2 protein-coding genes are annotated in these 13,953 nt (G+C 69.1%); both read right to left on the reverse strand.

The annotated features are described in order from the left end of the window. Nucleotides 1-46 precede the first annotated feature (46 nt). On the reverse strand, nt 47-12,445 hold the full coding sequence (locus tag AC06FB_RS01350) for a filamentous haemagglutinin family protein (protein ID WP_478053287.1): 12,399 nt from the start codon (nt 12,443-12,445) through the stop codon (nt 47-49). 205 nt (nt 12,446-12,650) lie between these two features. After that, nucleotides 12,651-13,826 (reverse strand): substrate-binding domain-containing protein, encoded by a 1,176-nt coding sequence (locus AC06FB_RS01355; RefSeq protein ID WP_478053288.1) that lies wholly within the window; start codon nt 13,824-13,826, stop codon nt 12,651-12,653. Nucleotides 13,827-13,953 lie beyond the last annotated feature (127 nt).

The raw sequence follows: 13,953 nt of genomic DNA on the forward strand, positions 1-13,953 counted from the left end.
GGCCCGATTGCGGATCGCCACGCACCGCGTGGATCACCCCCGGCAACTATCGACGCTGTGTGCCACCCTCTCCACGCGCCTGCGGTTCGCGGGCCTGCGGGAACTGGAAAGCACTGTCTACGTCGTAGCCGCTGGCCGCGGTCGTGCCGCGTGCCGGCGGGTTGATGCTGCTGCTGGCGTTGCCGAAGCCCAGGATCTGCACGCTGATCACCGAAGGCTGGTTGCGCCGGGCATCCTCCTGGCTCTTGCGGATCACATCCTGTGCCGCCTGGCTGGCACTGCTGGCGGCGGCGCTGGCCGAAGCCAGCGCGTTGACGTTCACCGACGCCAGCACCGGCAGGCCCTTGCTGTCTCCCTGCACCTGGATGTTGGCCGCGTTGAGTACCTGCAGCGCGGCCAGATTGATGTTCCCCGAGACACGGATGCCCGCCTCGCCCGCATCGATGGTGCCCAGCGGCGCGATCAGATCCACATCGCCCGGCGCGACTTCCGCGATCGGATTGAGGGTGGCAATGCCCGCACCACTGGCCGGCGCCTGGGGCGACAGGATCACATTGCCCCAGGTGTCATAGACGCGCCGTGGCGGTGTGTACAACAGCGTGGTGCGCGAGCCGCGACCGGCATTGATGTCGCCCTGTTCCGACCACGCCAGGATGTCGCCACCGAAGGTGGTCATCACCCGCGACAGGCCCAGCAGCACGCTGTCCTGGCTGAACAGGCGGATATCGCCCTGCCCCTGGGTGACGAGGCCGGCACTGGCAGGCGGCACCACCCCCTGTACACCCACCACGATCTGGCCTCCCGGTGCCATCAGTTCGATGTTGCCGCCCGCCTCGGTGCGCATACCGGAGCCACCGTACATCACGATATCGCCGGTTCGGTCGATCGTCGCACCGGCCGCATTCCTGTCCGGCATCAGCGTGGCGATGGCCTCGCGCCCGCGCAGATAGGAGCCGAAGCGCGGCCCTTCCGCATCGGTGTACTCGCGTCCGCCTTCGCGCAGCTCGGTGTAGTAGATCTGGCGCAGGAAGATGCGCTGCTGTTCCTGCGGCAACGCATCGAACGCAGCCAGCGCTGCCTCGCCATCGGCGGCCATGCCGAAGCGTTGTTGCAGCCACTGCTTCAGTTCCTGGTCGTAGACCTTGACTGCCCTGCCCGGCTGCGACGCAAGCGATTGCGCGGGATCGGCCAGGTTTGCGGGATCCAGATAGCGGGCACGCAGGGCGGCGAAATCGATCTGCTGGTTGCCGGCCGTCAGCGCGATGCTGGCACCCGGACGGGTGTCACCCTGCACGATGCCACCGAGGCTGACGATGCTGCCCGCCTCCTCCTGGCGCAGCTGACGGCCGGCACTGATCTCGACGTTGCCGGGGCCGGCGATCGTCGCGTCCAGATGCACGATGTCACGTCCCGCCGCCGCCACCGTGATATCGGTGGGCGCGCTGTTCAACGCGGTCATCGACACGCCGAGGATGTCCCGCCCTGCCCGCAGCTGCACCGCGCCTGCTGCCTCGAACCAGTTCAGCTGCGTGCGCTGCCAGGCGGTGCCGTCGAGCGTGCGTTGGGCGCCTGTCGCCAAGCCGATGATGTCGCCCTGCACGGCGTAGAAGCGGCTTGGTGCCAGTGCCGAGGAGACCGTGGACAACGGCGTACCCGGGCCGAACGCGAACAGCGGAAGCGATGCCTCCGGCGAGGCGATGTTGCCATCGACCGACAGGTTGTGCCGCGGACGCGTCACATTACCGCTGGCATCGCGTTGCTCGGCAACGAATGCGGGGTCGAACGGCCCCGGCAGGCGCGCATCCGCGCCCGAGCGCGTGATCTGGGTCGCGCCGCTGCGGGCGAAGATGCTGCCGCCCGCCAGGACGTCCAGCCGCCCGGTAGCCGAGGGCGCCAGCAGGATCACATCCTGCGTCCCCGTCACGGCACTGATCCGGTCCAGCTTGATGTCACCCTGGGCGGCAACGGCGCTGAAGCGCGAAGGATAGAGCCAGTAGTTCAGCAGCTCCTCCCGGCTGCCCGGTGCCAGCGCAACCTGCTCGGGCCACAGATTGCTGCCGGTCACGTTCTCCGGCCCGGCAAGGCCCGGCGCCAGGTCGCCACCGGCGCTGAACAGGTCCACGGCGGTCGCGTCGGTCCATAGGGAGAACCAGGTGCTGCCCGCAGCGCGGCTGCCGTTGTCCTGCGCCACCGTGCTGTAGTTGGCCAGTGGAACCCGGCCGGCATCGGCGACGCCGCCGAGCACGACATCGCCCCGCGCCTGCAGCTGTGCGACCGCATCGCCCAGCACCAGCACCGGCCCGCCCATCGGGCGGGCGGCGTCGGCGGCGAACAGATCGGCTGCACGCAGCTGGCCCAGCGTCGCGTAGCTGTCCAGGGTGACACCCATTGCACCGATGCGGCCCGCGTCGAGCAGCAGGCTGCCACGCAGGTTGCTGAAGGTACCGTTGAGGTCGAGATTCTGTGCGGCTCTCGATGGATTGAGGCTGGAGATCGTCGCCTGCAGATTCGGGTTCAGCGCGCCACCGATGCGCAGTTGCAGGTCACCGCCACCGGTCAGGTGCAGCTGGCCATCACTGACACGGCCGGTCGATCCCACGGCAGCGATGATTGCACTCGAATGCGGCGCCGTCAGCGAGCCCAGCGCGTCACCCATCGCATCGCGTACGCCGGCGTGGCGCCCGGCCTCCAACATCAGGTTGCCACCGCCCAATGTGCCGAAGCCGGTGAAGCCCACCATCCGCGGGGTACTGCCGGCGATGGCCGACACATTGGTGTACGTACCGAAATTCACCCACCAGCTGGTCGGCACCGGCTCCACGCCGGTCGTGCTGCCGGTCCCCTGCCGCCACAGCCAGTTGCCGACCGCGGCACTGGAGTATTGCGCCTGATCGCGTTCACTGCTGCCCGACTCCGCGCGCGCGGTCCAGACATCACCGACGATATCGCGCCCGGCTTCGACGCGGAGGTTGCCGCCATGATCGGGATACCAGGCCTGGTATCCCGCGATTGCGGCGTCATAGCTGCCCGGCACCAGGTTCTCACCCAGCAGCGCGGTGTTCCAGGGCGCCGCCGCGCGCGGTGAATCAAACGCGGCGTCACGGCCCTCGCCGAGTGAGCTTGGCGTACCGGCGGTATAGACGCCGAACCCGGACTTCATCGCAACGTCGCCCGCCGCGAGCAGTTCCAGGTCGCCCTTGCCGGTGCGCAGGACACTCCAGGCCGGTGTACCGGCGCGCTTGCCGTAGGTGGTGACCTCGGTCTGGGTGCCACCGCCGGCACAGTAGCCCGGTGCCATTCCGCAGAATTCGTCCTCGGTCATGCCCAGCAGCTCGGCGAAGTCCTTTGCCGGCGTGCCGACGTAGGATTCATCGCCCCAGAAGTCCAGCGAACCCTGCGCGGCGACCTGTCGCGGCGCGGGGCCGCAGTAGCCATCGGAAAGCGCGCAGAACTCATCCTCGCTGAAGCCGAACATGTCTGCCAGCTCGGAAATCGGACGGCCGGCATAGGAGGTGTCGCCCATCCAGTCCAGTGACGCCTGTTCGGTCAGGACCCGGTCGCCCACCCAGATGATCTCGGTCGTCACGGTGCCGACCGAGCCCTGATGGGTATCGGCAAGCACCACGCTGCCGTCGCTTCCCCAGCGTCGCGAACGCGGATCCGCGGCGTCGCTGTCAGCCCCCGCCACCAGTGTCATGTCCCACGATGTCGTACCTTCGGCCAGCATCGGGGCAAGCGCCCAGTTGCGTCCCTGGTTGCCGTTGGCGTCGGCAGGACGCAGGTTCACCGATGCGTCGCCGGGCAGCTCCACCTTGGTCAACGATGGAATGTACGCGCCTACCTTGAGCTCGACTTCCCGTGCCAGGCGCAGGGTCACCGGCAGCATCGCGCCGGCCGGCCAGTCCTGGGCGGCCATCTGCACATCGCTGCGCAGGCGGAAGCCGGCCCCCAGTCGCGCACCGGCCGCCAGCACCAGCGGCTCCTGCAGCACGGTGCCCGCCGCCAGCGTCTGCCCGGAGTCGGTGGTCACCGCCGCACCCAGCACCGTGCCCGCGGGCAGGCGCAGGTTCTGCGAGATCACCATCGGCGCGGGCAGCACGGTACCGACCGGAAGCGTTACCGATTCGACCGGCACGTCATAGTTCAGGCGGGTACCGGCCCGGAACTCCGTACCGGGCTGCAGCCTCACGCCCTCCACCGGCACCACCAGGTCGCCGCCGAACGGGGTGTGACCGGCGGTGCCGTTGCGGCTCTCATGCAACTGCCATCCTGCCTCGTCCGGATTGGCCGGTGGCGGCGCGAAGCCATCGTTGATGCTGCCGTGCACGTTGATGTTGCCCTCCGCGCGCAGCAACAGCGACGCCGACTCGCCGAAGCCGCGCCGCGCCGGATCATTGCGATCGGCCTCAGGCCCATAGCGGTAGCCGGACAGGTCGATGTCACCGGATACGGTCAGGTCACCTCCGGGATTGGCCTCGCTGCGGCGGGCGAGGACCTGCACGCCGGGGCGCAGGCGATGCGTGCCCAGCGCAGCCGTGCGTTGTCGGAGATCCGCATTGGCCAGCGCGCCGTCCATCCACGCGCGGTTGTCCGGATCGACGATCTGGTCCAGCCACTGCTGGGTGACGCGCTGCGCGCGGTTGCCGTTGACGTCGACAGTGTCCGCCAAGGGCGCGTCCTCATAGCGTCGCACCGCATTGACCTGGATATCGGCCGCACCTTCGACGCGCAGACCGTTGGCGACCGCTATCGCCGCATCGTTGCCGCCGATGCGGGGCGCATCGATCTTCAGGGTGCCGCGGGCCACGCCGTCGTTCTGCCCGCGGCCGCCGCCCACCGCCACAGCCGTCCCCGCGCGCAGGTCCAGATGAGCGCCGGCGCCGATGTCGATCCCGCCGGCGGCGCTGCCCAGTTCGATCGTGGCCCGGTTCGGGCTGTCGATGATCTTGCCCTGGCTGTCCACGCGCAGGCCGGTGCCATGCGTATCCAGCGTTCCCTCCACCTGCAGACCGTCACGTGCGTACAGGCGGATCGCACCGACCTGTTCGCCGCTGGCGTCGATGCGCCCCGCTACGCGCAGGCTGCCTGCGTCGAGGCTGATGTCGACCCTGCGCGCCTTCACCTCGTCACCGATCAGCAGATCACCCTCACCGATCCGGAACGTGCGCCCGCCGGTGACACCGCCCGCGTTCAAGCGCTGGTTCAGGCCTGCGAAGTCCTGCAACGTGCTGGCGCGAACCACGATGTCTGCGCCGTCGTAAGGCACCACGGTGCCACCTGCGTCGTAACGGCCACTGGCAGCCCCCTCAATGCCACCGGCCAGATCGGCCCGCCCGGCCAGGGCGTTCACCGTCAGCCGTCCGCCGCGGTTGTTGCGCGCCGACAGATCGATGCGTGAGGCGGCATCAGTGCTGACGTCACCCGCATCGCTGGACAGCAGCACGTCGCCGCCCCAGCTGTACCTGTCCACGTCGTACAGCGTAACCCTGCGTCCCGCCAGATCCAGCGCCGCCTGGCCGCCGAGCGCGATGCCGTCGCGCGCGTTCACTGACAGGCGGCCGGAGGCCAGTGCGATCGTGCTGTCCAGCGCGATCCGCTGCGCATCGATGCTCAGTTCGCTGCCCAGCGCGTCGCCGCCGGTCGTGCCGCGGCCGCCCTGCAGACGGAAGTCGCCGCCGGTCCGCACCCGCAGCTGCGCACCGGGATCGGCTGTCAGCAGCGGCGTGTCGATGCCGATGCTGCCACCGCTGTACTGCCAGCCCTTGTCCGCGAGATAGTCACCGCGCTGCTGGTACACGTCCAGCGTGCCCTGCGCGGAAAACAGCAGCTGCCCGGATGCGCTGAGGTTGAGCGCGCTGAAGCCGAGTATCTGGCGGCTCGCGGGCACCTCGGAGCTGGGACGGCTGAACGGCGCGCGCGCCAGCTGCAGATTGCGGGTGACGATATCCAGCTGCCCCGCGCCGAGCCGGTCCACCATGGGATCGGCCGGCGGCGCCGACGCATCGCTGCCCGGTGCCTGCGTCGCCGCCAGCGAACCGTCCCAGACCAGTGTGTCCACCAGGATGCGCGCACGGTCGCTCGCCGCACCATAGCCATGGATGGCCTGCGCGCCCAGCACCAGCGTCTGCAGGCCACCGCGGCCGGTGGCACTGTCGCGCGCATCCAGGTCGACACTGCCGAACACGTTGACCGAATCGCGTGCGACCAGGCTCAGCGTATCCAGCGCCGGTGCGCCGGTGGCATCATTGCCGCGCAGCAGCTGCTGCAGCACGGACTGGTTCATGGTCATGCCATTTGGCAACGCCCCTGCGGCCGCTGCCTGCGCGATCGCCTCGGCGCTGCCGAGGTTGAGCGCCGCCATGCTCACGCCCAGCTGGCGCGTGCCATAACGGGCGGAATCGCGCATCTGCAGCACGCCATCGGTGGCCACCCCGATGCTGCCATCGGATACCAGCCGTGCCTCGCCTTCGCAGTCCGTCTGGCAGCCGCCGATGTCGATCGCGACCGGCCCTGCCGCCACGCCGGTCGTACCGGTGATCAGGTTCAGGCGCTGGTTCGAGACGGCCAGCAGGCCGCCATTGACCTGATAGGGCACGGTCGGCGCGGACGCGGTGTCGCGTGCGAAAGACAAGGTATCGAGTGTCGCCCCGGCTTCGACCAGGATGCCGCTGCCACCGGACGCCGCAGCCACCAGTATCTCCGGCGCCTGCAGGGTCGCACCGGAGCGGATCGCCACATCGCGCACCGCGCCGGACACCGCCACCAGCGAAGCCGTCTCATTGAACTGTCCGCCGATCACCATGCGTTCCGGCCGCAGCGCATTCAGTGCGTCGTCGGTGAAGGTCGCGCCACGATCGTGCGCCTGCGACGGACTGCCGGCAGCAGCGATCTCCAGCGAACCCACGGCCGGGCTGGCGAGCGTGGCCACCAGGGTGCCACCGCGTCCCTTTTCATTGGCCGCGGAGAAGCGCGCCGTGCCGGCGAAGTCGACGGCCGCGGTTCCCTCGCGGCCAGCGCCTTCACCCAGTGCCAGGGTCAGCCCCAGCGCATCGATGGTCTGCCAGCCGCGCGCCTCGCCACGACGGTCGGCGGTGGCCTGCACGAAGCTGTTGTAGCTGGTTTCGTTGTAGCCGGAATGCCGGCGCACCACCGCCGCCGGCGTCAGCAGGATGTCGGTGAGCAGCGGCGACGCCACCCCACCCAGTGCCGATCCCTGCTGGCCGGACACGCGCCAGGTCCCGGTGCCGGTCTGGATCGGCTGCGGTACGCCGGAGGTTCCCGTCGCGCCCAGTTCGACGCGGAATGCACCCGGCTGCAGCGCGAAGCTGGCCGGCAGCAATGTGTAGGTCCCCGCGGGCAGCCCGGGAACGCCGGCGGGTACGGTGATCTGCTGGCCCACCGCTGGAGCAGCGAAGCCATCATCGCTGCTGGGTGCGAAGCTGCCGGCACGTCCCGGCACGATCGCGTACACCGGGTTGCCGGACGCACTGAACGCATAGCGCGGGTTGGCATCGGCCAGCGCGGTGCGCAGCACGTCGACGGAACCACCGCGGCCTGAGACAAACGCCGCGCCGGTCAGTTCGCCGCCACCTGACACGTCCAGCAGCGCACCGGCATGCACATCCACATCGTTGGCGGTAAGGGTCACGCCCTTGGATGCAATGCCACCCGGCGTCAGTGATTCCAGGCTGCTGCTGCCCCTTCTCCACGACACGCCGTCCACGGTACCGCCGTAGGGCAGCGCCAGACCTGCGCCACTGGTGGAGGTGATGCTGCCCGGCAACAGCTCGACCCGGCTGGCACGTGTGCCGCCCAGGACCAGGCCGCCCAGTTGCAGCGCCCCCATCGGCGCCTGCACGTTGCCGCCCTGCTGCACGGTCGCTGCCACCAGCTGCAACGCGCCCAGCGCTGACTCCGGCGGAGTGGCCGCCGCCGTGCCCGTACCCCGGATGCGCAGCACCGCATCCGGATCTGACCAGTATCCGGGCGTCGCCACGGTCGCCGCAGACGCACCCGCGACGAGGTAGCCCGTCGCACCGGAGGTGGGGTACAGGCGGGCGGCACTCACGTCCATCGACCCGCTCGCCATCAACGCACTGATCGATCCGCCGTTGGACACCGCGTTGAGCAGCCGCACGTCGCTGCGGCTGTCCAGCACGACCTGGTTGAAGCCGGGCAGCCAGGTGACATCACGGATGTCGATCAGATCCGCCCTCGCCGACAGCACGTGGTCGCCTTCCGCAGCCGACGCTACGGTATCGGTGACCACCAGGTTCTCACCCGGCAGCGACTGCCAGTGCGACTGTGCCAGCAGCAGGTGCGGAGCACTCAGCGAAATGCCGCTGGACTGCGGTGCTGCCACGGCCATGCCGAGGCTTGACTGCCCCTGTCCGTAGATGCGCAGGCTCTGGCCCATGCGCAGGTCGACATCGCCCTCCGCGCGGACGTCACCGAACACGGACAGGGTGTCGAAGCCACCGGCCTGGATCTGCTCCACCGACAGCGCCGCGTGCCCGTACTCCAGCCGGTCCGGCAGCACCGCGTCGACCGGGCTGCGCTGGCTGAGCGTGATGCCACGCGCGCGCAGTACCTCCTCGCTCGCACCGCGCGCATGAACGCTGCCACCAAAGGCTACGCCCAAGGTGCCGCCACGCGCGCTACTGCCGCCGGCAGAGGCATCCATTGCGCCGTCCAGGTACAGAGCGTTGGCCGAACGCAGCACGATCTGCCCTCCGTCGCTGTCCACCCGGGTCCGTCCCTTCCCGTCGACATGCAGCGGCGCCGAGGCGCCCGCTGCCCGCAGCTGCGCGCCACGCTCGAGCACGACGAAGGCTTCAGGCGGACGGTTGTCCACCGACGCAGAGCTCTCCCAGTCGAGCGCGCCGCCGATCTCGATGCGCCCGCCGGCCCGCACCTGTCCCTGCAGGCGGCCACCGGCATCGGCCAGTGACACCGCATCTGCGCTGGCATCCAGCAGCGCACCGTCGGCGAACCGCCAGGTCCGTTCGCTCCGCTGCCCGGCATACAGCGTGGTCGGCAGGCGCACATCGTCGATGCTGATGCGTCCCCCCTGCGCACGCAGCGTACCTTCCACGTCGATGTTGCCGGCGCCGAGCAGGGAGATCGCCTGCCCCGGGTCGACCTCGATCAGTGCGGCCTTGCCCACCCGCAGGTCGCCGCCGACGCTGTTGCGATCCGAGCGCAGGCTCACGCTGGCACCGCTGCGCTGGCGGACCAGCCCGCTCATCGGATCGGCACTGTAGAGCGGTGCCAGCCAGCGCTCCAGTGCATCCTTCCGGTCCGTCGCGGCGCGCGCGTCGGCGGTGATCCGAAGGCCCGGCATGCGCGCTGCCAGCTGCGTGCCATCGGCAACCTCCAGCCCTTGATGGCCATTGATGTCGTACTGGGCAAAGCCGCTGCCGAACAGGCCGGCATCGATCTGCAGCGCGGCTGCATCGGCCGGATCCGCATCGCCTACCCGCACCCGGCCACCGGTGCCCAGCGAGAACGTGCCGCTGCCCTGGCCAAGGCCACTGAACCGGCTGCCCTCGCCCAGCTGCACCCGGCCGCTGCCGTCCGTTGCCACCGTGCTGCTGTTCGCCTGCAGACTGATGCTGCCCCCTTTGCCGACACGACCCTTGCCGCGCAGGTCCAGCGCGGCGCCGGCCTCGACGTCGACCGTCGCCCCCGCGCCCACCCTCACGTCATGGCTGTTGCTCAGGCTCAAGCGGCCGCCATCCGTCCAGGCACCACCCGCATCCAGTGGCTCTCCCAACGCTGCGTTGCTCCATTCACCGGCAAGATCGATGTGGGTACCGTCGGCAATAACGGTGCGTGCGCGGCCATCGTGCAGCAGTGCCGTCGGCCTGCCCTGCACCTCCAGCAGGTTGCCCGCCGACAGCTGGCCGCCGGCAATGCCGATGTCGCCCGCCAGTTCCACCTCGCTGCCGGTCAGATTCAGCTGTCCACCCGCCTGCAACCGAAGGCGGCCGTCAATGCTGATGCGATCGGCGCTCGCCAGATCGATCCGCCCCCACTGCTGGGCACTCAACTCTGCGATGTCCAGCCACACCGTGTCGCGTCGCTCTTCCCCGACCGGTGCCAGCAGTGACCACGCCGCCGTCTTCGGCGCCTTGTCATCCACGCGCACGTCCGAACCGAACACGCCGCTGCGGCCCTGGCCGTCATAACGCCCGAGGTAGAGCTGTGCGTTGCGCGCTGCTGCCGTCTGCGCCTGTGCATAGCCGTCCAGTGCGGCATCGGGCCGGCGGTTCTGCTGCGCGCCCTGGAAGGTGGCGGTCTCCACGTGGCCGTCCAGCACCGCCGTCGGGGCGGAGACGATCAGGCGTCCTGCATCGCGGCCGACCGTATACCCGTTGTCGACACGCTGCGCCGCGAACACGACCGGATCGCGGAACGTCTCGGTGACGCCCCAGCGATCCTGTTTCACCTCATGGCCGTTGTACACCCCGTCGAACAGCATCTCCGCCGGTGCGTCATCAAGGCGGTACACCTGGCCATCCACGCCGCGCACCCAGCTCTGCCGGATCACGCCGCTCTGCACATCCAGGCTGCCACCCGCAAGGTTGATGCGTGACCCACCATGCGTGATCACTTCACTGCCACCCAGCAGGACGGTGCCTCCCTGCGCGGCCCATTCGCCGATCGAATGCCCCTGGTTGTCGAGGTAGCCGCCCACTTCCAGCAGGCCGCCTGCGGCATACCAGCGCTCACCGTCGTAGCCCCCGGTTCCGGCTGGCACGTGGATGAGCCTGCGGCGGTCGACCCAGACCTCGCTGCTGGTCAGCTTGCCGCTGTCGCGGTTGTCCAGCGCATCGCGCAGTTCGTTGCCCTGCACCTTGATCTGGACATTGTTGCTTTCCATCGAGACCTGCACGCCCACGGCACCCGACACGTCCACGCGTGCTGCATCGTCGACGTAGCTGCGGGCCGCCGCGTCGGCGATGACCTGGCCGCCCGTGGCAACCGTGAGCGAATCGGGGCGGAAATGGATGTTGCCACCGGAGACGATCTCCACCCGCGACTGGTCGCGTCGGTCGTTGTGCTGGGAGAGATTGTCGAAGGTTGCCGAGCGCGCACCCGCGCGGATCGCATCCTGCTCTGCCGATTCCCTGATGAGGCTGTCGCGCTGGGTGTCCAGTGCCGTGGCCTTGCCATCGTCCTCGATCAGCACCGCCGTGGTCGATCCATCGGCGAGCGTGACGGTGCTGCCGGCATCACTGGCCGAGGTCAGAAGATGCACGGTGCCGCGCTGTGCGAGCGTCGTGCTGGCCACGGCCACGCCGGCCTGCTCGACGTTGCGTCCGGCCAGGGTCACGTCACCCTCGCGGGCACGCAGCAGGCCGGTATTGCGCACGCTGCCCGCGGTACTGTCGGCGATGAAGCGCGGCGCGATTTCATTGCCACGCGTGGTCGAGCTGGTATTGGCTGCGGTGCCAACGCCGCGCCGGATCACGAAACTGTCGCCCGCCGCCAGCTGCACCTGGCCCTTTCGTGCCTCGATCTGGCCGGCGTTCTCCACGCTGTGTCCCGCCAGCAGCACGTAACCGCCGCCACGCGTGGCGCTGGTCGGCTCGTGGGTCGCGATACGTGCGCCCCGCTCCACCATCACCTTGCCAACGGCATCGCTGAGGGCGGCCGTATTCGTATCCGCGCTGTACAACCCGGTGTCGCGGAACTGGCCATCGCTGATGCGCGCCGCCGCCGCGACCAGGTTGCGGACGTTGACCTGGCTGTTGTTGCCGAACACCACGCCGTTGCGGTTGGCCACGAACACGGTGCCGCCCGCGGTGAGCTGGCCGAGAATCTGGCTGGGCCGCGCATTCGGATCGTTGATCCGGTTGAGCACGGCCCAGTCCGGGTTCTGCACGAAGTTCAGCGTGGTGCTGCCGCCGATATTGAAGGTCTCCCAGTTCAGGATCGCCTTGTCCGCGGTCTGCTCGATGCTGACCTGGACACGTCCGTCACTGCCCTGTGACTGGATCGCCTCGCGGGCGTTGATCCAGCCCCGGGTCAACGGATTCTCATCGACCTTCAACCCGTCCCTGCCCAGTCCGTCGGCAACGATGAACCCGGCCTGCCGCCGCGATTGCCGCGCCTGATCCTGCAGGCGCTGCTGCAGGGCGATGGCCTGCGCGGCGGTGCCGAGATTGTCGATCGACTGCTGCAGCTTCTGCCGCGCAGCATCCTGCTGCTGGGCCGGCAACTGGAACTGGATGGGCACGCCGTTGGGCATGCGCCCGCTCTGGCTGGCCGCGCCCTGCGCTGCGCCGCGCTCGGCGAACCAGGCCGGGCTGAACGCCTGCTGGGCCTGGCTGGCCGGGGCGACCACGCTTCCCAGTGCGACCGCGATGGCCCAGGCCATCGGATGATTGCGGCGCATCGGCGCGGCCGGATGAACAGCGGACGGGAGCGGGTGCGACATCGTAACCTCATCAACCTGGTGGACCGCACTGGCGGCGGTGATCGCAGACACGCGCAACGCATGCCCTGCCACTGATAGACGGTTCGCATGACATGAAGCCGACAGCGTGCAGGGGGCGATGGCGCTGCACGCCGCACGGCGGAAATGGCGACGCCGGCCACAGGGGCCGGCGCCGGGTCAAACAGGGTTCACGCGGTGCTGCGGATTACAGCGGACGGCCGATGCCCGCACAGGTGCTGGGATTGTTCAGGCCGGCTGCGCTGCTGGCCAGCACGAAGCGGTTGCGGATCGCATCGCGCCAGGCCTTGGTCAGCGGGATGAAACCATGGCCGGTGATCGACGCCTCGTAGGCCGCCGGGTAGGTCGCCGGATAATGACGGGCCAGGAAGCCGCGCAGGCTGGTGGCAACCGCCGAATCCTTGTAGCACTGGCCGATCACCAGGTTGGTGTAGCCGGCAATCGGATAGCCGGCCGACGGGTTGCCGAACACCGGCACCCAGTTGGCGGGGTTCTCGGCAGCGGTGCCGGTCGGCGGAGCGACGGTATCCAGGGTGGCCTGCACGCTCACCTGGTCCGGCGAGAAGCCCTTGACCTTGGCAACCTTGGTCGCATCGGTCAGGCTCGGGATCACGTCCGGGCCGACGTAGCCGATGCGGCCGTCCGCCGCATAGACAGCGTTGTACAGCGAGGTGCCGCCCGTGGCCGGCGCGGCGACCAGGAACGCCGGCAGATTGTTGTTGGCATCGCGCTTGTACAGGTCGGCGAAGGTCGACTTCACGGCGAACGTGCCGCCGACCAGGTTCGAGGTCGCAGCCGGCTCAGCGGCGCAGGCCGCAGCCAGGAAGCGGGTGAACATTTCGCTGGTGCCGCTGCTTTCGGTGCGGTAGACCACACGGATCGGACCGCTGCGGTTGGAGTCGATGGTCGACCAGTCACTGATCGCGCCGGAGAACACGCCGCAGATCTGCGCCACGCTCAGGTTGACGGCCGAACCCGGCTTGTTGAACGGGATGGTCACCGAGGTGGCCACCGAGGGCACCTGGATCAGGGCGCCGTAGCGGTTGGCATTGGTCGACTGGTTGTAGTTGGTGGTGTAGGTGCTCAGTTCAGTCGCGCTCAGCACCGAGTCGCTGCCAGCGAAATGCACGGTGCCGGTGGTCGAGAACAGCGCCGAATTGTTCTCCAGGAACGCCTTCTTGCCGGTGCCCGAACCGGTCACGGCGTAGCTGAAGTTGGCCGGCAGGATGCTGTCAGCCTGGCCCTTATAGAGGTCGGCCGGCAGCGATGCACCACCGCCGGTAACGGTCTGCGCCGACGCGGCGCCGGCAGTGGCGAGCAGCGCGGTGGCAACCAGCGCGGCCAGAGTCTTGTACTTGTACATGATCTTCTCCTGAAGGGTTTGCTGCGAAGGGAAACGCCAAGGGAGGAACGGTCACTACACGCCTGCTGTCGCTGAGGGCCTCCCAGCCCGCTCCGCGACGACAGGCTCATGCTCGTCCGTGCCGATG

This window comes from Stenotrophomonas sp. Steno-C15 (genome assembly GCF_056393265.1).